The 18,669-nt window shown below is 68.3% G+C and carries 20 protein-coding genes and 4 tRNA genes; 6 read left to right on the top strand and 18 right to left on the bottom strand.

What is annotated here, in order from left to right:
* Window positions 1-58: 58 nt before the first annotated feature.
* From rplA to ABD089_RS04940, 8 genes are all read right to left on the bottom strand, one after another.
* Entirely contained in the window at window positions 59-766 is a 708-nt protein-coding gene (gene rplA / locus ABD089_RS04975) for a 50S ribosomal protein L1 (protein WP_343885109.1), read from the bottom strand.
* Between the two features lie 117 nt (window positions 767-883).
* Window positions 884-1,312 (bottom strand): 50S ribosomal protein L11, encoded by a 429-nt coding sequence (gene rplK / locus ABD089_RS04970; protein WP_343885108.1) that lies wholly within the window; start codon window positions 1,310-1,312, stop codon window positions 884-886.
* A 118-nt stretch (window positions 1,313-1,430) separates the two neighbouring features.
* Window positions 1,431-2,276: a transcription termination/antitermination protein NusG gene (gene nusG, locus ABD089_RS04965; protein WP_343885389.1), complete on the bottom strand. Its 846-nt coding sequence runs from the start codon at window positions 2,274-2,276 to the stop codon at window positions 1,431-1,433.
* A gap of 23 nt (window positions 2,277-2,299) precedes the next feature.
* Window positions 2,300-3,031, bottom strand: coding sequence for a preprotein translocase subunit SecE (gene secE / locus ABD089_RS04960; RefSeq protein WP_343885106.1), 732 nt, complete (start codon window positions 3,029-3,031; stop codon window positions 2,300-2,302).
* Window positions 3,032-3,121: 90 nt separating this feature from the next.
* Window positions 3,122-3,194 (bottom strand) — tRNA-Trp (locus tag ABD089_RS04955).
* Window positions 3,195-3,295: 101 nt separating this feature from the next.
* Entirely contained in the window at window positions 3,296-4,396 is a 1,101-nt protein-coding gene (locus ABD089_RS04950; RefSeq protein ID WP_343885388.1) for a UDP-N-acetylmuramate dehydrogenase, read from the bottom strand.
* A gap of 56 nt (window positions 4,397-4,452) precedes the next feature.
* Entirely contained in the window at window positions 4,453-4,917 is a 465-nt protein-coding gene (locus ABD089_RS04945) for a MaoC/PaaZ C-terminal domain-containing protein (protein WP_343885105.1), read from the bottom strand.
* The gene (locus ABD089_RS04940; RefSeq protein ID WP_343885104.1) at window positions 4,914-5,360 is read right to left on the bottom strand and encodes an FAS1-like dehydratase domain-containing protein; all 447 of its coding nucleotides are present in this window, start codon (window positions 5,358-5,360) and stop codon (window positions 4,914-4,916) included. Before ABD089_RS04940 ends, ABD089_RS04945 begins: the two co-directional genes overlap by 4 nt.
* 131 nt (window positions 5,361-5,491) lie before the next feature.
* Here ABD089_RS04940 and ABD089_RS04935 point away from each other — a divergent pair, with 131 nt between their 5' ends.
* Window positions 5,492-7,756: an esterase-like activity of phytase family protein gene (locus tag ABD089_RS04935; protein ID WP_343885102.1), complete on the top strand. Its 2,265-nt coding sequence runs from the start codon at window positions 5,492-5,494 to the stop codon at window positions 7,754-7,756.
* Between the two features lie 280 nt (window positions 7,757-8,036).
* On the opposite strand, the gene rpmG is transcribed toward ABD089_RS04935, so the two are convergent.
* The 4 genes from rpmG to ABD089_RS04915 form a co-directional block, all read right to left on the bottom strand.
* Window positions 8,037-8,207: a 50S ribosomal protein L33 gene (rpmG, locus tag ABD089_RS04930; RefSeq protein WP_343885101.1), complete on the bottom strand. Its 171-nt coding sequence runs from the start codon at window positions 8,205-8,207 to the stop codon at window positions 8,037-8,039.
* Window positions 8,208-8,268: 61 nt separating this feature from the next.
* Window positions 8,269-8,343, bottom strand: a tRNA-Met gene (locus ABD089_RS04925).
* Between the two features lie 65 nt (window positions 8,344-8,408).
* A tRNA-Thr gene (locus ABD089_RS04920) sits at window positions 8,409-8,481 on the bottom strand.
* A 216-nt stretch (window positions 8,482-8,697) separates the two neighbouring features.
* On the bottom strand, window positions 8,698-8,844 hold the full coding sequence (locus ABD089_RS04915; protein WP_343885100.1) for a hypothetical protein: 147 nt from the start codon (window positions 8,842-8,844) through the stop codon (window positions 8,698-8,700).
* 104 nt (window positions 8,845-8,948) lie between these two features.
* On the opposite strand from ABD089_RS04915, the gene deoD reads away from it, so the two are divergent.
* Window positions 8,949-9,671 carry a purine-nucleoside phosphorylase gene (gene deoD, locus ABD089_RS04910; RefSeq protein WP_343885099.1) on the top strand — a complete coding sequence of 241 codons (723 nt, stop codon included), beginning with the start codon at window positions 8,949-8,951 and terminating at the stop codon, window positions 9,669-9,671.
* A gap of 84 nt (window positions 9,672-9,755) precedes the next feature.
* Here the strand turns inward: deoD and ABD089_RS04905 are convergent.
* Window positions 9,756-9,837: transfer RNA gene (locus tag ABD089_RS04905), tRNA-Tyr, on the bottom strand.
* A gap of 101 nt (window positions 9,838-9,938) precedes the next feature.
* Between ABD089_RS04905 and ABD089_RS04900 the strand changes: the two genes are divergently transcribed.
* A complete protein-coding gene (locus ABD089_RS04900; RefSeq protein WP_343885098.1) occupies window positions 9,939-10,430 on the top strand; it encodes a YajQ family cyclic di-GMP-binding protein in 492 nt (163 codons plus the stop codon).
* A 66-nt stretch (window positions 10,431-10,496) separates the two neighbouring features.
* Window positions 10,497-11,423, top strand: coding sequence for an exodeoxyribonuclease III (locus tag ABD089_RS04895; protein WP_343885097.1), 927 nt, complete (start codon window positions 10,497-10,499; stop codon window positions 11,421-11,423).
* Between the two features lie 138 nt (window positions 11,424-11,561).
* On the opposite strand, the gene ABD089_RS04890 is transcribed toward ABD089_RS04895, so the two are convergent.
* Genes ABD089_RS04890 through ABD089_RS04870 form a run of 5 tightly spaced genes read right to left on the bottom strand, consistent with a single transcriptional unit; the run spans window position 11,562 to window position 15,418 of the window.
* A complete protein-coding gene (locus tag ABD089_RS04890) occupies window positions 11,562-12,497 on the bottom strand; it encodes an enoyl-CoA hydratase/isomerase family protein (protein WP_343885096.1) in 936 nt (311 codons plus the stop codon).
* The gene (gene mptB, locus ABD089_RS04885; protein WP_343885095.1) at window positions 12,494-14,032 is read right to left on the bottom strand and encodes a polyprenol phosphomannose-dependent alpha 1,6 mannosyltransferase MptB; all 1,539 of its coding nucleotides are present in this window, start codon (window positions 14,030-14,032) and stop codon (window positions 12,494-12,496) included. Before mptB ends, ABD089_RS04890 begins: the two co-directional genes overlap by 4 nt.
* Complete coding sequence (locus ABD089_RS04880) at window positions 14,029-14,403, bottom strand: NADH-quinone oxidoreductase subunit I (protein WP_343885094.1); 375 nt, start codon at window positions 14,401-14,403, stop codon at window positions 14,029-14,031. Before ABD089_RS04880 ends, mptB begins: the two co-directional genes overlap by 4 nt.
* Window positions 14,400-14,981 (bottom strand): NADH-quinone oxidoreductase subunit C, encoded by a 582-nt coding sequence (locus tag ABD089_RS04875; protein WP_343885093.1) that lies wholly within the window; start codon window positions 14,979-14,981, stop codon window positions 14,400-14,402. The genes ABD089_RS04880 and ABD089_RS04875 overlap by 4 nt, the downstream gene beginning before the upstream one ends.
* Window positions 14,978-15,418: an NADH-quinone oxidoreductase subunit B gene (locus ABD089_RS04870; protein WP_343885092.1), complete on the bottom strand. Its 441-nt coding sequence runs from the start codon at window positions 15,416-15,418 to the stop codon at window positions 14,978-14,980. Before ABD089_RS04870 ends, ABD089_RS04875 begins: the two co-directional genes overlap by 4 nt.
* Before the next feature lie 171 nt (window positions 15,419-15,589).
* On the opposite strand from ABD089_RS04870, the gene ABD089_RS04865 reads away from it, so the two are divergent.
* The gene (locus ABD089_RS04865) at window positions 15,590-17,596 is read left to right on the top strand and encodes a 2-oxoacid:acceptor oxidoreductase subunit alpha (RefSeq protein WP_343885091.1); all 2,007 of its coding nucleotides are present in this window, start codon (window positions 15,590-15,592) and stop codon (window positions 17,594-17,596) included.
* Complete coding sequence (locus ABD089_RS04860; protein WP_343885090.1) at window positions 17,593-18,669, top strand: 2-oxoacid:ferredoxin oxidoreductase subunit beta; 1,077 nt, start codon at window positions 17,593-17,595, stop codon at window positions 18,667-18,669. The genes ABD089_RS04865 and ABD089_RS04860 overlap by 4 nt, the downstream gene beginning before the upstream one ends.

Here is an 18,669-nt window from a genome sequence, read left to right as displayed (position 1 = left end):
TGGCGGGGAGTTCGTCGTCCAGAGGTGGCTTCAGCCGACTCAGGCACTAGCCACAGACTCAGGCGGTGGCCTCGGCGGGCTTGGCCTGCTGCGGGTCGATGCTGACGCCGGGGCCCATCGTCGAGGAGATGGTCACCTTCTGCAGGTAACGGCCCTTCGAGGCGGACGGCTTCAGACGCAGGATCTCGTCCAGTGCGGCGAAGTAGTTGTCGGCCAGCTGCTGCTGGTCGAACGACGCCTTGCCGATCAGGAAGTGGAGGTTCGCGTGACGGTCCACGCGGAACTCGATCTTGCCGCCCTTGATGTCGGACACGGCCTTGGCCACGTCCATGGTGACGGTACCGGTCTTCGGGTTCGGCATCAGGCCACGGGGGCCCAGCACGCGTCCGAGCTTGCCGACCTTGCCCATCAGGTCCGGGGTGGCCACGACGGCATCGAAGTCAAGGTAGCCGCCAGCGACCTTCTCGATGAGCTCGTCCGAGCCAACCTCGTCCGCGCCGGCGGCCTTGGCGGCCTCGGCGTTCTGGCCCTGGGCGAAGACAAGGACCCTTGCCGTCTTGCCAGTGCCGTGGGGGAGGTTGACCGTGCCACGGACCATCTGGTCCGCCTTGCGGGGATCGACGCCGAGGCGCATGGCCACGTCGATCGTCTCGTCGAACTTCGCCGACGCGCCCGCCTTCACGAGCTCGAGGGCCTGTTCGGCGGAGTAGAGCTGGTTCTCGTCGCGCTTCTCAGCTGCGGCGCGATATGCCTTGCTGCGCTTCATGTCTGGTTCCTAACTGTGTTGCAGCCAGCCTCGCGGGCTGGTCCACCAGGGTCTGGTACGGGCCGCGCAGGCCCTCCCAGGGAATGGATGTGGACGCGATTGGTTCGCGTCCGGGTGTCACTCGACGGTGACGCCCATCGAACGGGCGGTGCCCTCGACGATCTTCATGGCGGCCTCGACGTCATTGGCGTTGAGGTCGGGGAGCTTGGTCTGGGCGATCTCGCGCACCTGGTCCTTGGTCAGCTTGCCGACCTTGTCCTTGTGCGGAACCGCGGAGCCCTTCGCCAGGCCAGCAGCCTTCTTGATCAGCTCGGCAGCCGGAGGAGTCTTGGTGATGAACGTGAACGTGCGGTCCTCGTAGATCGTGATCTCGACCGGGATGATGTTGCCGCGCTGGGACTCCGTCTGGGCGTTGTACGCCTTGCAGAACTCCATGATGTTGACGCCGTGCGGGCCGAGAGCGGTACCGACCGGCGGAGCGGGAGTGGCAGCGCCCGCCTGGAGAGCGACCTTGACGAGGGCCGCCACCTTCTTCTTGGGAGGCATTCTTTGGGTCCTTCTGTGGTGTTGGGGACGAGCTGGTTGCCCGTCCCCCGGTTGGGTGGTCGCCCTGGCGGGACGACCGGCGCGGACCCCCTCGCGAGAGGCGGTCCGCAGCGTGAACTCAGATCTTGGCGATCTGCGGGAAGGTCAGGTCGACCGGGGTCTCGCGCCCCAGGATCTCGACCAGGGCCTTGAGCCGCTGGGTGTTCACGTTGATCTCGGTGATGGTGGCGTGGACGCCGGCGAAGGGACCATCCACGACCTGGACGGAATCGCCGACCTGGAAGTCCATGACCTCCACCTTCTTGCGGCTCCTGGCCGCGGGGACGCCCGAGGTCTCGGCGGCAACGCGCGCGACGACCGAGGGGCGAAGCATGTTCTCGACCTCTTCGAGGCTGAGCGGGACCGGGGCGGTGGCATTGCCGACGAACCCGGTGACCGAAGGCGTGTGGCGCACCGCGGCCCAGGACTCGTCGGTCAGGTCCATCCGGACCAGCACGTAGCCGGGCAGGACGGTGCGGGTGACGGTCTTGCGCTCGCCCTTGCGGATCTCCACGGCCTGCTCGGTGGGGACGATCGTCTGGTAGATGAAGTCCTCCATGTTGAGGGTCACCACACGGGCGTCGAGGTTCTGCTTCACCCGGTTCTCCATGCCGGAGTAGGTGTGCACCACGTACCACTCGCCGATGTTGGTGCGCAGCTCGCTGCGCAGCTCGTCCATCGCCTTCTCGAGCTCGACGTCGTCCCCGTCCTCGAGGTCGTCGTCAACCTCCTCGGCCTGCTCATCCCCCAGGTCGAGGTTCAGGTCGAGCGCGTCGGCGGCCTCGGGCTCGTCGCCGGCGCCGAGGTCGAGGTTGAGCTCGCCCTCCTCGGCCTCGGAGTCGTCGAGGCCGAGCTGGCCAAGGTCGATGTCCACCTCGTCAACCGCGTCCACGGACGGGTCGAAGTCAGAATTCTGGGTCACAATCCACTCCCTGTCAGATACAGAGGTCACTTGCCGAACAGCTTGAGAAGCAGCCAGCCGAAACCGAAGTCGAGCAGGCCGACGAACGCGATCATGAACAACACGAACACGAGGACGACTGCAAAGTAGTTTCCGAGCTGCTCACCCGTGGGCCAGATGACCTTGCGCAGCTCGCCGATGGCCTGGTTCACGAAACCGATCGGCGTGGTGCGTCCGTGGTCGGCCACGGCGGCCGCGGAGGCGACCTGGCGGGTGGGCGTGAGGGTGCCGGTCTCGCTCTTGTCGACCGGCTTGCGACGGACGGCGCGACGGGTGCTGGCCACCTCGGGCTCGGGGGCGACGCGCTTGACCGGGCGGCGGCGGGCCACCTGGGCCGCGATCGCTGCCTGCTCGGCAGGATCTGCGGCGGGCTGCTCGTCGGCGATCTCGGCAACGCTGTCAGTCGCGCCAACCGATTCGTCGGCCAGGGGCGTCTGACGCTTCACGGGACGGCTGGAACGAGCCTTCCTGGCGGCCTGCTCGGCCGCGGCCAGCTGGGCTGCGTCGTCGATGACGACGTCGGCGGGATCAGCGTCGAAGGGGGTCTGGTCGAGCTCGACGTCGGCGAACTCGATCTCCTCGGCCTCGGTGTCGACGAGCTCATAGCTGTCGGCCTGGGCGGGCAGGTCGGCGGCAAGCTGCTCACCAGCGGGGTCAGTCGTGTCGCTCAGCTGTGCCTCGTCGTCGCCAAAAGGCTCGGGGCGCTGGTCGTCAGCCACTGTGTTCCTTCGCTCTGGTGCCTTTCGGCTTGCTCGGTGGTGCGTCACGGTCCGGGCGGACCTGCCTGGTCAACGGGAGAACCCGTTTCGCAGGGCAAGAGGGACTTGAACCCCCAACCTGCGGTTTTGGAGACCGCTGCTCTGCCAATTGAGCTATTGCCCTTCGATGGCACCCGACCTGCGGGTGCCACCAAGATGAACAGTGTAGGCGGTTTGCCCGGTCACGTCGAACCGGCGCCTGCGCCCCACCGACGGGAGGCCTCGTCAGCGTGTCCCCACCGCGCATCCGACCAGTACCGGCTCGGGTTCCAAGGTCACGCCGAAGCGTTCCTGGACGCCCGTGCGGATCTCGTCCGCCAGAGCGACGACGTCGCTGGTGCGCGCCTCGCCCCGGTTGGTCAGCGCCAGGGTGTGCTTGGTGGAGACGGTGGCGGGGCCCTGTCCGTAGCCCTTGGTGAAACCGGCGTGGTCGATCAGCCAGGCCGCCGAGGTCTTCACCAGTCCCCCATCGGCCGGGAAGCGGGGGGCGTCGGCCGGGAGAGCCGCCGCTGCCTCCTCGTCGAGCAGCGGGTTGGTGAAGAACGACCCGGCGCTCCAGGTGTCATGGTCGGCGGGGTCGACCACCATGCCCTTGGACGCGCGCAGGGCCAGCACCGTCTCGCGGACCGTGGCCGAGGGGACCCGCTGTCCGGCCTCGACGCCCAGACGACGGGCGAGTTCGGGGTAACGGATGGGCGCCGACAGGCTGCCCAGCTCGAACTGGAAGTGCACCTCCACCACGACATAGCGCCCGGTGGGGCCCCCGGCGGGCATCCGGGTGCGCTTGAAGACCGAGTCGCGGTAGCTGAACTCGCACTGCTGCGAGGTGAAGGTGCGGAACTCGCCGGTCTCGCGGTCGAGCGTGCGGACCCGGGCGATGGTCTGGCTGACGTCCTGGCCATACGCGCCGACATTCTGGATCGGGGTGGAACCGACCAGTCCGGGGATGCCCGACAGGGCCTCGACCCCGAACCACTCCTGCGAGATGGCATAGGCCACCAGCTCGTCCCAGCACTCCCCCGCCTGGACGCGCACGTAGGCGCCGCCACAGGAGGAGACGTCGGCCGAGATGCCACGGGTGGCGACCTTCACGACCGTCCCCGCGAAGCCCTCGTCGGCCACCAGCAGGTTGGAGCCGCCGGACAGCACCAGCAGCGGCTCACCCGCGGCGTCGGCGGCGCGGACCGCGTCGCACAGTTCCTGCTCGGTGGTGGCCACGACCAGCTTGGTGGCCGGTCCACCGAGGCGGAAGGTGGTGTGGTCGGCCAGCACCAGCGAGGACGAGATGTCGGTGGCCGGCGTGCTCGGTGCCTTGATGCGAGCCACGTCGCACCCGGAGTCAACGTCCGGGCCAGCCGAGATCTTGATGCCGAACTGCTCGGTCACAGCGCAACCTCCACCTTCACGGCGCCCAGCACCTTGTCGTCCCCACAGTTCGCCTCCAGGGCGATCGTCGCCACGCCGTCGGCCACCGCGGTCACGGTGCCGCCGAAGTGCACCAGCAGGCCTTCGTCATCGTCCGGCACCTGGATCGGGCGGGTGAAACGGACGAAGTAGGAGCGGACCCGGGCCGGGTCCTGGCACCAGTCGGTGACGACGCGCAGGGCAGTGCCCATCGTCCACATGCCGTGGGCCACGACCCCGGGCAGGCCGATGGCCTGGGCGTGGCGGTCGCTGAAGTGGATCGGGTTGAGGTCGGTGGAGGCGCCGGAGTAGCGCACGACACGCTCGCGGGTGACGTGGACGTCCAACGCAGGCAACACGTCGCCGACGGCGACGGTGCCGGGGTCGAAGATGGCAGGAGGGTCGAAGATGGCAGGGGGGTCGAAGATGACGGCGTCGCTCATGCCGAGGCTCCTTCGGGACGGGTGTGCATCAGCTGGGAGGTTGCGGTGCAGACGCTCTCACCAGCGGTGGTGCGCAGGTCGACCGCGACAGTGACCATGTCGGTGGTGCCCCGGTTGCGGACCTTCTCGATCGTCAGCTGGGCCACGACCTCGTCCCCGGCACGCAGCGGACGCTGCCAGGTGAACTGCTGGTCGGCATGCATGGTGCGCATCAGGGCCAGGCCCAGTTCCTCGTCATCGAAGAGCGCGGCCCAGGCCTGCGAGCCGATCACCATCGCGAAGGTAGGCGGTGCGATCGCATCGTCCCCACGGTAGGCCGGGTTCTGGTCACCGCCCTCGACGCCACCGAGGGCCTCGGCGAACTCGGCGATCTTGGCGCGGCTGACGACATAGGGCTCGGTGGGCGGGTAGGTGCGGCCCACGTGCTCTGGGGTGATCGGCATGCCACGAGGCTACCTGTTCACGGCCGGTTCACCCGAGCGGCCAACCCACGTTCACCTGCCGCTGAGAGGTTGCTCCCACGCCCCCACGCATGTTCCCCACTCGACAGTTCCACCACACCATCGGAGACACCATGCCGAAGTCCTCGCGTCGCGCCGCAGCGGCGCTCACCTCGATCGCCCTCGCCGGCGGCCTGCTCACCTGTGCGCCGGATGCGCTGGCCAACAATGGCCGCGGCCAGGCCCCCGACCACGGTTCCTTCACCCGTACCGCCACCTTCCCGGCCTACTTCAACACCCAGGCCTCCGAGGCGTCCGTCGCGGAGATCTCGACGATCACCCCGGACGGCAAGACGGTCGTCTACACCGACGCCGCGGGCCAGCGGATCGGCTTCGTCGACGTCCGCAATGCCAACTCCCCCAAGCCGCTCGGCACCGTTGACGTCCCCGGTGAGCCCACCAGCGTGTACGCGACCGGCTCGCACATCCTGGTCTGCGTCGACCAGACCGATGGTGACTTCGCCAACCCCAAGGGCGCGCTGTTGGTCTTCGACGCGTCGACGCGTGAGCTGGAGCGCACCATCGACCTGGGCGGGCAGCCCGACTCCATCGACGTGACCGCGGACGGCGCCTGGGCAACCATCGCCATCGAGAACCAGCGCGACGAGGAGTTCGCCCCCGCCGGCGGCAAGGCCGGCGACCTGCCGCAGCTGCCCGCCGGCTTCCTGACCACCGTCCACCTCGACGGAGCCCCCGCGAACTGGACCCTCAGCCGCACGGAGCTGACCAACCTTCCCGGCATGGTCGCGCCGTCGGATCCCGAGCCGGAGTACGTGAAGATCAGCCCGGACGGCCGTTACGCGGCGCTGACGCTGCAGGAGAACAACCAGATCGCGATCATCGACTTCCGCAACAACACGGTCGTCCGTTCGTTCAGCGCCGGCACCAACACCGTCGCCGGGATCGACGTCAAGAAGGACGGCGTCATCGACACCACCGGCTCGATCACCGACGTCCGCCGTGAGCCGGACTCGATCGGCTGGGTCGACGACAACCACGTCGCCACCGCCAACGAGGGCGACTGGAAGGGTGGCACCCGCGGGTGGACGGTCTTCAACGCCGCCAGCGGCGCCGTCGTCTGGGATGCGGGCAACACCCTGGAGCAGCTGGTGATCGCCAACGGCTCCTGGCCCGAGGACCGGGCCGCCAAGAAGGGCATCGAACCGGAAGGCCTGGCGGTGGCCACCTTCGGCGGCACCCGTTACGCCTTCGTCGGGTCCGAGCGCGCGAATGTCGTGGCCGTCTACGACGTGACCGACCCCGCGAACCCCGTCTACAAGCAGATGCTGCCCTCGACCAATGGCCCCGAGGGCATCCTGCCGGTGCCCTCGCGCAACATGCTCGTGGTCTCCAGCGAGACCGACGATGCGTCGGTGAACGTGCGCGCCAGCGTGCAGTTGTACACCTTCAACCCGGGTGCCACGAAGAGCACGAAGAAGAAGCTGTCCGGCAACTGGCCGCAGCTCACCTCGGATGCGGGGATCGCGTGGGGTGCGCTGGGTGCCCTGACCGCCGATCCGACGGTTGCCGGAAAGCTGTGGAGCGCCACCGATTCGGCGTACAAGAACACCCGGATCCTTGAGATCGACGCGACGCAGGCTCCTGCGCAGGTCGTCGCCGAGATCCCGGTGACCAAGGCAGGCAAGCAGGCGAGCTACGACGTCGAGGGCCTGTGGCGCAAGGCTGACGGCTCGGGCTTCTGGCTCGGCGTCGAGGGCGCGACCGGCGCTGGCAACCTGCTGGTGGAGACCGACGCTGCCGGTGTGGTGCTGCGCGAGGTGACCCTGCCGGCCGGGTACACCGCGAAGCTCGGCAAGCAGGGCATCGAGGGCGTCACCGGCAATGCCGACGGCTCGGTGCTGTACGTCGCGATGCAGCGCGAGGCCAGCGGCGAGGATGTCACCCGGATCGGACGCTACGACGTCGCGACCGGTGAGTGGACCTTCTACGGCTACCAGCTGGAGACCACCGACGTAGCCGGTGACTGGATCGGCCTGTCCGAGATCACCTACGTGGGCGCCAAGGACGGGGCCGACCAGCTCGCGGTCATCGAGCGCGACAAGCTGAACGGTCCGAACGCGCAGGTCAAGCGCCTGTACACCTTCACGGTTGCTGGTCCGGGTGGGGGCGACGGCCAGGAGCTGCCGGTGGTCGCCAAGGAACTGGCCTACGACGTGCTGCCCGTTCTGCAGTCCACCAATGGCTGGACCCAGGAGAAGCTGGAGGGCATGACCATCGACGCGAACCGCGACGTGTACGTCATCACCGACAACGACGGCGTCAAGGACGCGACCGGCGAGACCGTCTTCGCCAACCTGGGCAAGGTCTTCGGACGCTGACGCACTGGCCCTCGGTCGACGATGGGGCGGTTCCCGGTCACGGGAACCGCCCCATCTTGGTTCAACGGCCCGCTGGGGCCCGCCCCCGTTGACGAGGGCCCAACAAGGACGACCCAGGCGGGGCGAAATGTGCGTCAACGTGGGGCATGGGGACGCATTTCGACCAGGCCCGGGCAATGTGCGGCTCTGGACGGGGATCGGTGCGACCAAGCGGGTGCGAACGGCACCAGGCCGCCGCCCCGGGAGGGACGACGGCCTGGTGAGAAGACTCAGTACGAGATCAGCGGGTCTCGCGGTGCGCCGTGTGCGAGCTGCACTTCGGGCAGAACTTCTTCAGCTCGAGACGATCGGGATCGTTGCGGCGGTTCTTCTTGGTGATGTAGTTGCGCTCCTTGCACTCGGTGCAGGCAAGCGTGATCTTGGGACGAATGTCCCCGCCCTTCTTGGCCATGGTGTTTCCTTCGTGTGCTTGGTGCGCGCTGTCGGGCGACAGCGTTTCGACGACTAGTTGTTGGTAGCGGAGGCGGGAATCGAACCCGCGACACAGCGATTATGAGCCGCTTGCTCTACCCCTGAGCTACCCCGCCAGGTTGTCCGTGGACCGCTCGGATAACCGAGGCCGCTGGGTGAACGGCCATCCGTGGACAATCAGAGCCCCCAAGCAGAATCGAACTGCTGACCTTCTCCTTACCATGGAGACGCTCTACCTACTGAGCTATAGGGGCTTGCCGACCGACAAATCTAGCGGCCCCGGAGGGTTCGTCCAAATCTCGTCCTGCTGTCACCGTCCGCACCTCTCGGCGTTTGGGCGACCCGCACCATGGTAGGGGACGCGCGCGCCAGCCACAAATCGAGCCCCTGGGGCCCTGCCTGCCCGTCTGACCCGGCATGATCATCCCGCCAGCGATCCCGGCCGAAAGGTCCTTGGCACCGCACCGCCCTCACCCGCGGCGCGGGCGTTGTGGATCGTGGCGGGGTAGGTCGGCCGTGGTGAGTCGGTGCTGGGCCAGGTGCTCGAACATCGTGGCGTTGGCGTCGCAGGGTTGGGCAAGCAGTCGGCGTGGCAGGTGCCGGTTCGGGGGGTCCATGGCACCGAAGCCTTCCTGCAAGGCGAAGAGCAGACGACCAACCAGTGCGGCACTAGGCTAAACGCGCAGACGGCCGTTCAAAGGCCCCGACGAGAGGTGGACCCATGGCCACTCCCCACATCACCGCAGAGGCCGGCCAGATCGCCGAACTGGTCCTGATGCCCGGCGACCCGAAGCGCGCCGCCCGAATCGCGGAGACTTTCCTCACCGACGCGCAGCTGGTCAGCGACGTGCGCGGCATCGGCTGCTACACCGGCACCTACCAGGGCAGCCCGATGAGCGTGATGGCCTCCGGGATGGGCATCGCGTCCCTGTCGATCTACGCCACCGAGCTGTTCCGCTTCTACGGCGTGAAGCGCATCTGCCGGGTGGGGACGTGCGGCGGCATCTCCCCCGCGGTGAAGGTGCGCGACGTCATCATCGGCAACGCCGCCCACACCAACTCCAATGTCTCGACGCTCTACACCCCCGGCGTGACCATGTCACTCGCGGCGAGCTTCGACATGTTGCGGGGGGCCGTCGACCAGGCCCGTTCGATGGAGCTCGCCGAGGGTGCGCAGGTGCACGTGGGGCCGGTGTACTCGTCCGACTTCTTCTACCTCAACCGCGCTGATGTCGCCGAGGGCCTGGACCGCGTCGGCACCCTTGGCGTCGAGATGGAGGCCGCCGGGCTGTACGCCTGCGCCGCGCTGGAGGGCGCGGAAGCGCTGACCGTGCTCACCGTCTCCGACCACCTCAAGGACGGATCGGGTGACATGAGCGCCGAGGAACGCGAGACGAGCTTCGGCAATGCGCTGCAGATCGCGGCGGCGGGGCTGCTGGCCTGAGCTGTGTACGGCCTGGATGGCTGGCGCACGAAGGTGCCCATGACAAGCATCAAGGCCCCGGATCTTTTCAGATCCGGGGCCTTGTGGCAGGTGTAGGGTTCGAACCTACGTAGGCAATGCCGACAGATTTACAGTCTGCTCCCTTTGGCCGCTCGGGCAACCTGCCAAGCCGGTTTCCCGGCGAGGAGAAACTGTAGCAGGGCGTCCCCGTGGCCGCGAATCCGGCACAATGGCCTGCGACTGAACCACCGACACAGGAGGCAACACGTGGCGTCCGACAGCTCCTTCGACATCGTCAGCAAGGTCGACCGGCAGGAGGTCGACAATGCACTGGGGCAGGCGGCCCGCGAGGTCAGCCAGCGCTTCGACTTCAAGAACACCGACTCCACCATCAAGTGGTCGGGAGAGGACATCGAGATCGAGAGCAACGGCGAGGAGCGCGCCAAGGCGGTGCTGGACGTGTTCCAGTCCAAGCTCGTCAAGCGCGGCGTCAGCCTCAAGGCGCTCGACGCCGGAGAACCGCGCCTCAGCGGCAAGATGTGGAAGATCACCTGCAGCACCAAGCAGGGCATCACCCAGGAGAACGCGAAGAAGATCTCCAAGCTCGTGCGCGATGAGGGCCCCAAGGGCGTCAAGTGCCTGATCCAGGGAGACGAGCTGCGGGTCAGCTCCAAGAGCCGCGACGACCTCCAGACGGTCCAGAAGATGGTCAAGGACGCCGACTACGACTTCGCGGTCCAGTTCGTCAACTACCGCTGAACCTCACCGAAGGGGCCTCGAGACGTACTCGGGGCCCCGTCGGCATGTCCCGCTAGGGTTTCCGCCATGCTTCGAGTCGCCACCTTCAACGTCAACGGCATCCGGGCCACCCAGAAACGCGGCTTCGAGCGATGGTTGGCAGCGCGCGAGTGCGATGTGGTGGCACTGCAGGAGGTCCGCTGCCCGGTGCCAATGCTCCCCGACGGGGTGTTCGGCCAGTACCACCTCACCTACGACGCGGGACAGCTCGCCGGACGCAACGGCGTGGCCGTGCTCACTCGGGAACAGCCAATCGACGTGCGGTCCTGGGGTGCCGGCGTACTCGTCCGCGCACCTGGTGACGGGCACGTCGAGGAGCGCGAACCGGGCCGGACGGACCAGATGGCGCGAGAACTCAAGGCCTTCGCGACCGAAGGACGCTATGTAGAGGTCGACCTGGCGGACGCCCCCTTGACCGTCGCCAGCCTCTACCTGCCCAAGGGCGGTACCTCGGCCGAACTCCAGGCCAAGTACGGCAATGGACGAACCGAGCCCGATGGCGGCGCCAAGTACGAGCGCAAGATGCGCTTCCTGGCGGGTTTCGCGCGCCATCTCACCCGCGCGCGCAAGGCGGCAGCGGCGCAGGGACGCGAGTTCCTGGTGCTGGGCGACTTCAACATCGCCCACACCGAGCTAGACCTCAAGAACTGGCGCAGCGCCAAGAACAGCGAGGGCTTCCTGCCCGAGGAGCGCGAGTGGTTCTCCGGCTTGCTCTCCCCCAGGACCCTGGTGGACGTGGTGCGCCGGCTGCACCCGGACGAGCAGGGTCCCTACTCCTGGTGGAGCTGGATGGGTGGCGCTTTCGAGCGGGACACGGGCTGGCGGATCGACTACCACTTGGCCACCCCCAGGCTGGCGCGGACGGCCGTGATGGGTGGCACCGACCGGGAGGCCAGCTACCAGGAGCGGATGAGCGACCACGCGCCCGTTGTGGTCGACTACGACTTCGGGTGACCGCCAAGAACGCCCTGTGAGCGGAGTTCGGTCCCTGGCTGGGACCGGATTGCTCTGTGACGGCGATTTTGGCGGAAGCTGGCCGCAGGGATCCCTCGACAAGCTCGGAAAACGTCAAGGGGCAGGCTCGGGGAACGGTCAGCGGAACATCTGCTCCACGCGGTCGCGGCTGACGTCCTCGATGCGGGCGATGGACCAGACCGGGTTGCGATCCTTGTCGACGAGCTGGGCCCGGACGCCCTCACAGAAGTCGGAGTCCGCGACGAAGTTTCGGGCCAGCACCAGGTCCTGGGCGAGCACCTCGCCGACGTCCGACATCGATTCCGCCCGGCGCACCGCCTCCAGCGCGACGCAGACGCTCAACGGCGACTTGGTGCGCAGCAGCGCCCCGGCCCCGCGCGCCCGACCGTCCGAATGCTCCTCCAACCGCGCGACGATCGCGGTGGCGTCGTCACCGGCGAAGCACTCGTCCACCCACACGGCATCGGTCTCCAGCTGGCACGGACCCTCGGGAAGGTCGCCTGCCACCCGATCCACCATGCCGGCCCACAGTGCAGAGCCAGCGTCGATGCTCGTACCGGTCATGGCCAGGTAGGCGCCGGTCTGGCCGGGAGCGCGGGAGAGCTGCCAGTCGATGCCGACGTCGGGGAACAGGCCGATCGTCGTCTCGGGCATCGCCAGCACCAGGTCGGGGGCGGAGACGACCTCGGCGGCATGCAGCGCCAGCCCCAGCCCGCCACCCATCGAGATGCCGTGGATGAGGGCCGTCACCGGCTTGGGGTAGGTGGCAATCAACGCGTCGAGCTCGTACTCGTGCTCGAAGAAGGCAACCGCCTCCTCGGGCTGGGTCGACACCAGTTCTCGAATCGCCCGCACGTCTGCGCCGGAGCAGAAGCCCCGCTCTCCCTCGCCGCGCAGTTCGACGCGCTCAATGGCATCCTCGTCGATCCAGGCGCGCAGTTGTGCGTCCACCTCCTGCAGCATCTGCGGGCTCAGCGCATTGATCGCCCGCGGCCGATCCAGCCGGACGATGCCGCTACCTTCGCTGACCTCGAACTGGACGTTGTCGCTCACTTCTTGTCTCCTCGCCGGTGTCGTCGTCGAGCTTCGGTGGAACGGTCATGGGTGTGCACCTGCCAGGCGTAGCCGGCGACGGCCGCCACCCCCAGTGCGAGCGCCCCATTGTTGCCCTGCGTCGCGCTCACGGAGTTGCGCCAGGCCAGGTTGATGGCGGCGTAGCTGAGCAGGATCACCGTGGCCCAGACCGCAGCGCGCACCATCTTGTTCGAGGGCTTGGTGAGCGGCAGCAACACCCCTCCCCACAGGACATACCAGGAGTGCAGGGCCGGGGACGCGAGCGCGAACAGCAAGTAGCTCCAGGACAGGAAGGTGATCGGACGCCGACGAGCGATCGTGAGTGCCATCGCGGCGATGCCGATGCTGCTGACGCCCAGCCCGATCTGGCGAACGGTGCGTACGGCCATGCGTCCGGTCGAGTCGAGCCCGAACAGGTTGAGCACGAACTGCAGCCCCTGGCCAATGATCGTGGACGGGGAGACGGTGACGACCAGGCCAGGCACGCCCACCGCGTTCAGCCAGCCGTAGCCCAGGCCGGTCATCGCGGTGATGGCGGCAAAGGCGCCCAACGCCAGCGCGAAGCTCGCCACGGCACGTGCGACGACGGTGAGCACCTCTCGCCCGTGCCACCCCACCCACGGACGGGCTATCAAGGGCAGCGCATAGGCGGCCAGGATCGCGGGTTGCTTGATGGCCGCGGCCACGCCGACGATGACGGCGGATGCCAGCCACGACCACTTGCCCTGGTAGGCCAGCCAGAGCGCCAGCACGACCAGCCCGACCATCAACGCGTCGTTGTGGGCGCCGCCGATGAAGTCGATCACGAGCACCGGGCTGAGGGTTGCGAACCAGGCCGCCTGGGCCGGGTCGATGCCCAATCGGACGGCGATCCGTGGCACCAGCAGGCCGATCAGCACCACGCCGAGCAGGGCAGGCACCCGCATCAGCAGCGACGAGATGAAGGGGTCGTAACCGGCCAGGTGGACCAGCCCGTGCTGGATCTGCAGGCTCAACGGTCCATAGGGGGCAGGCGTGAACCGCCACACCCAGGCGACCTGGTCGGCGAAGCCACCGGGCAGCGTCCCCGGACCCGCCTGGTAGGGATTCGTCCCGTTGTGCACCATCCAGCCCTGGGCCGCGTAGGAGTAGGCGTCGTGGCTGAAGACCGGGGGCGCCAGCAGGAAGGGCGCTCCCCAGATGCCCAGCACCGCCCAGTGCTTGAGGTCGCGCCAGGCGACGGGCGTCCCCTCGTCGTTGGACGGACGCAGCCGGAACCACGCATCCACCAGCAGTGCCAGCCCGGCCAGCACCGCGACGGTGCCGAGCAGCCGGAAGGGGGCACCGGTGAGGTGGGCGGCGCGCAGCGGGCCCATCAGGGCGGAACTGCGGGGCAGGTAGGCGGGCGTCAGTGAACCGAGGGCGATCAGCAGGGTGCCGTGGAAGCCGCGCCGCACATTGCGCACGGCCCAGGCGTCCCTGACGCTGCTCCAGTGCAGGCCCAGCTCCTGCCACACATTCCCGGCGCCGCTCACTGGCGTCCCAGCTTGTCGTTTGGCAACGCCTCGTGGTCCAACTCAGCGTGCCGCAACTCATCGTGCCGCAGCTCGTCGTGCCGCAGCGTGCTGAGTTCCCGCTCGTTGGGGACGTGCGGACCAGCCCACTCGAGCGCATCGAAGGGACACTCGTCGATGCAGATGCCGCAGTACATGCACAGCGACCAGTCGATCTCGAAGCGGTCGAGGACGTTGACCGTCCGCTGCCTGGCACCGGCGGGCAGATCGGTGGCGGCCTCGGGGTGCGAGTCGATGTGGATGCACCAGGCGGGACACTCCCGGGCGCAGATCATGCAGGAGGTGCACTTGTCGGGCAGCAGGCGGATGGATCCGTGGGTGCGGTCGCTCATCGGCGCCTCCTGACGCGTCCACCGGCAACCGACGCAGCGATCTCGTCCGCCGCGGCCGGGGGAAGTGCGGGGTCCCGGTTTCCCCAGGTGGCAGGGTCGGGAACCCCCGGCGGGGCCATCCGGCGGCGGGCAGCCCCCGGGCCCTCACCTGGCTCCTTGCCGCCGGGCCAGGGCTGGGCCGCCCGGGCGGCCAGGACGTGGTCCTTGCGGAGCCACCGGACGGCCGGTTGCCCGGACACCGGGTGGTTGAGCAGGGGCGCAGGGTCGCCGCCGGTGAACTCGATCCCGAAGAAATCGTGCACCTCCCGCTCGTGCCAGCTGGCACCGGCGAAGACACCGGAGATGGTGTCGAGGCGTGGTTCGTCCCGGGGGATGCGGACGTGCAGCTGCCGGCCGCGACCAATCGTCCAGTCGACCAGCCGGACGACCACGCGGAACTCCTCGGTTCGTCCGACCTCGTCGACGGCATCCAGGAAGTCGAAGGTGGTGAAGCCGTCGGCACGAGCGGCTTCGACCGAGGTCACCCAGCCATCCGGGTTGACGGTGAGGATCTCGTCCGCTGCTCCATGCGCGCTCATGCCCCCATCTCCTCGGTGCCCACGGCACCACCGACGAGGCTGTCGACGACTCCCGCCAGCGCCGCTGGCGGGGGTGGGCAACCCGGGACATAGGTGTCGACGCGCACGAACTGGTCAACGCCCTTGGTGACCGAGTAGCTGTCCCAATAGGGCCCACCGGCGCAGGCGCAGGCCCCGAAGCTCACGACGTGCGCGCCCGGGAGCGCGGCGACCCGGGCGGCGACCAGCGGTGCCAGCACGTCGGTCAGAGTCCCCGACAGCACGGCGACGACCTGCGCACCGTCGGGCACCTGGTCGACATGGGTCGCGGACGCGGGCACTGCGAACTCGCTCTCGATCGCGCAGCAGGCCAGGCCCAGGTCGACGACCACGACCCGTCCGTCGCCGTACCAGTCGAGGTGGGCACGCGGCGCGGGTGAGGGCAACGTGACGGACATGCTGGCCAGACTACGCGAGCGGCCCGTTCACCTGCTTCGTGGGAACCGATGGCCGTAGTGCCGAGCCGCCCCAAGAATCCGCCCCGAAATCCTGTGGCGATCGGCAACGGACAGGCTTATGTGGGTACATCTCCGGCGGGTAGGGTGGACAGCCGATACCCGAGCGAGGAAATGGGGCAACGCGTGGCTGACGTGCGAGTACTGGACCGAGTGGTCATCAGGTTCGCCGGCGACTCAGGCGACGGCATGCAGCTGACCGGCGACCGGTTCACTCATGACTCCGCCACCTTCGGCAATGACATCTCCACCCTGCCGAACTTCCCGGCCGAGATCCGCGCGCCACAGGGCACGTTGCCGGGCGTCTCCAGTTTCCAGGTGCACTTCGCCAACTACGACATCGTCACCCCCGGCGACCGTCCCGACGTGCTCGTCGCGATGAACCCGGCGGCGCTGAAGGCGAACCTCAAGGACCTCGCCCGCGGCGGCCTGCTCGTCGTGGACTCCGCCGAGTTCACCAAGCGCAACCTCTCCAAGGTCGGCTACGAGGCCAACCCGCTCGAGGATGACTCGCTGAGTGACTATCACCTGGTCGCCCTCGACCTGACGGGCCTCGCGGTCGCCTCGGTCAAGGACTTCGGCCTGGGCCGGAAGGACTCGGCGCGCGCGAAGAACATGTTCGCACTGGGTCTGCTGAGCTGGCTCTACAACCGTCCGATCGAGTCGACGGTCGATTTCCTGTCGACGAAGTTCGCCAAGAAGCCCGACATCCGGGACGCGAACGTCGCCGCCCTGCGCGCCGGCCACGCCTACGGCGAGACCACCGAGGACTTCGCGGTGCGCTACGAGGTCGCCGCCGCCGAGATGGCCCCCGGCCTGTACCGCCAGGTGTCCGGCAACCTCGCCACCGCGCTGGGCCTGATCACCGGCGCCGCCCGCGCCGACCTGCAGCTCTTCCTGGGCTCCTACCCGATCACCCCGGCCTCCGACATCCTGCACGAGCTGAGCAAGCACAAGGCTCGCGGCGTGATGACCTTCCAGGCCGAGGACGAGATCGCGGGCGTTGCCGCAGCGCTCGGCGCCTCCTTCGGTGGCCTGCTGGGTGTCACCACAACGTCGGGCCCCGGCATGGCGCTGAAGGCCGAGACCATCGGCCTGGGCGTCATGACCGAGCTGCCGCTGGTCGTCGTGGACGTCCAGCGCGCCGGCCCCTCGACCGGCATGCCGACAAAGACCGAGCAGGCAGACCTGCTGCAGGTGCTGTACGGCCGCAATGGCGAGTCGCCCGTGCCCGTGCTGGCCCCGGCCACACCCGCCGACTGCTTCGAGATGGCCTACGAGGCCTGCCGGATCGCCGTCACCTACCGCACCCCGGTGGTGCTGCTGAGCGACGGATACCTCGCCAACGGCGCCGAGCCGTGGAAGCTGCCCGAGATCGACCAGATGCCCGCCATCGACCCGGGCTTTGCGACCGGGCCGAACGACGGCGAGGACTTCCTCCCATACAAGCGTGACCCCGAGACCCTGGCCCGCGCCTGGGCGATTCCGGGCACGCCCGGCCTGGAGCACCGCATCGGCGGCATCGAGAAGGCCGACGGCACCGGCAACATCTCCTACGACCCGGCCAACCACGACAAGATGGTCCGGCTGCGCCAAGCCAAGGTCGACGGCATCGTCCGCGACGTGCCCGACGTCGTGGTGGACGACCCGAGCGGTGAGGCCAAGGTGCTGGTGATCGGCTGGGGCTCCACCTACGGCCCGATCACCGCCGCCGTGCGCCGCGTCCGCGCGACCGGACGCAATGTCGCCCAGGCACACGTCCGGCACATGAACCCGCTGCCCGCCAACCTCGGCGAGGTGCTTCGGGCCTACGACCGCATCATCGTCCCCGAGATGAACCTCGGCCAGTTCGCGATGATGCTGCGCGCCAAGTACCTGGTCGACGTGCACAGCTACTCACGCGTCTTCGGCCTGCCGATCTCGCTGAGCGAGCTGGCCAACGACCTTGAGGGCGACATCGACGAGCTCGACCCGACGCACGCCAACGACCCGCTCGACGAGCCGGAGGTCTCCGAGGGCCCGGGCAGCGAGGACTTCGGCGACGGCCGCCTGGCACCCGACGTCCACGAAGCCCAGCACCACGCGCAGTCCGCACGCATCCACCCGGAGGAGCACAAGTGAGCACCACCGAAGCCACCAGCCCGACCCAGTACCGCGGTCTGGCGGGTGTCCCGCTGTCGATCGAGCCGCTGAACCGCAAGGACTTCACCAGCGACCAGGAGGTGCGCTGGTGCCCCGGTTGCGGTGACTACGCCATCCTCGCCGCCTTCCAGGGCCTGATGCCCGAGCTGGGCATCAAGCGCGAGAACACCGTGATCGTCTCGGGCATCGGCTGCTCGTCACGGTTCCCGTACTACGTGGACAGCTACGGCATGCACTCGATCCACGGCCGTGCCCCGGCCATCGCCACCGGCCTGGCCACCGGACGTCCCGATCTGGGCGTCTGGGTCGTCACCGGCGATGGGGACGCGCTGAGCATCGGCGGCAACCACCTGATCCACGCCATGCGCCGCAACGTGAACATCACCGTGATGCTGTTCAACAACCGCATCTACGGCCTGACCAAGGGTCAGTACTCCCCCACCTCCGAGCGCGGCAAGGTGACCAAGTCGAGCCCGATGGGTTCGCTGGACACCCCCTTCAATCCGCTCTCGCTGGCGCTGGGGGCCGAGGCCTCCTTCGTCGCCCGCACGATCGACTCCGACCGGGCGCACCTGAGCGAGGTACTGAAGGCTGCCGCCAACCACCGCGGCGCCTCACTGATCGAGATCTACCAGAACTGCCCGATCTTCAACGACGGTGCCTTCGAGGGGCTGAAGGGCCCCGGCTCGGACGAGACGATCATCCCGCTGGTTCACGGACAGGCGATCACCTTCGGTGCGGACAACCATCTGGGTGTCGTGCGCGAAGCCGACGGTTCCGTGCGCGTCGCCGAAGTCTCCGAGGTGGGCCTTGACCGCGTGCTGGTGCACGACGCGCACGCCGAGGACCCGAGCCTGGCCTTCGCGCTCAGCCGCCTGACCGACAGTGGCGAGCTGCACCGCGCGCCGATCGGCATTTTCCGCAATGTCGAGCGTCCGGCCTACGACGACCTCACCCGCGAGCAGCTCGTGACCGCCGGTTTCGACTCGTCGAACCGAATGGCGGGGCTGCAGGAGCTGGTCGAGGGCAAGGACACCTGGCTCGTCAGCTGA

It is taken from the genome of Luteococcus sanguinis, assembly GCF_039527675.1.
Taxonomy (GTDB): domain Bacteria; phylum Actinomycetota; class Actinomycetes; order Propionibacteriales; family Propionibacteriaceae; genus Luteococcus; species Luteococcus sanguinis.
The sequence above is the reverse complement of the archived record's forward strand: the minus strand, read 5'-3'. Positions and strand labels throughout refer to the sequence as shown.

Coding starts and splice junctions, on each gene's coding strand:
- rpmG (WP_343885101.1), bottom strand. CDS start 8,207: ATGGCCAAGAAGGGCGGGGACATTCGTCCCAAGATCACGCTTGCCTGC.
- rplK (WP_343885108.1), bottom strand. CDS start 1,312: ATGCCTCCCAAGAAGAAGGTGGCGGCCCTCGTCAAGGTCGCTCTCCAG.
- ABD089_RS04875 (WP_343885093.1), bottom strand. CDS start 14,981: ATGAGCGCGCATGGAGCAGCGGACGAGATCCTCACCGTCAACCCGGAT.
- ABD089_RS04935 (WP_343885102.1), top strand. CDS start 5,492: ATGCCGAAGTCCTCGCGTCGCGCCGCAGCGGCGCTCACCTCGATCGCC.
- ABD089_RS04870 (WP_343885092.1), bottom strand. CDS start 15,418: ATGTCCGTCACGTTGCCCTCACCCGCGCCGCGTGCCCACCTCGACTGG.
- rplA (WP_343885109.1), bottom strand. CDS start 766: ATGAAGCGCAGCAAGGCATATCGCGCCGCAGCTGAGAAGCGCGACGAG.
- ABD089_RS04945 (WP_343885105.1), bottom strand. CDS start 4,917: ATGAGCGACGCCGTCATCTTCGACCCCCCTGCCATCTTCGACCCTCCT.
- ABD089_RS04915 (WP_343885100.1), bottom strand. CDS start 8,844: ATGGACCCCCCGAACCGGCACCTGCCACGCCGACTGCTTGCCCAACCC.
- ABD089_RS04880 (WP_343885094.1), bottom strand. CDS start 14,403: ATGAGCGACCGCACCCACGGATCCATCCGCCTGCTGCCCGACAAGTGC.
- ABD089_RS04895 (WP_343885097.1), top strand. CDS start 10,497: ATGCTTCGAGTCGCCACCTTCAACGTCAACGGCATCCGGGCCACCCAG.
- ABD089_RS04940 (WP_343885104.1), bottom strand. CDS start 5,360: ATGCCGATCACCCCAGAGCACGTGGGCCGCACCTACCCGCCCACCGAG.
- deoD (WP_343885099.1), top strand. CDS start 8,949: ATGGCCACTCCCCACATCACCGCAGAGGCCGGCCAGATCGCCGAACTG.
- ABD089_RS04865 (WP_343885091.1), top strand. CDS start 15,590: ATGGGGCAACGCGTGGCTGACGTGCGAGTACTGGACCGAGTGGTCATC.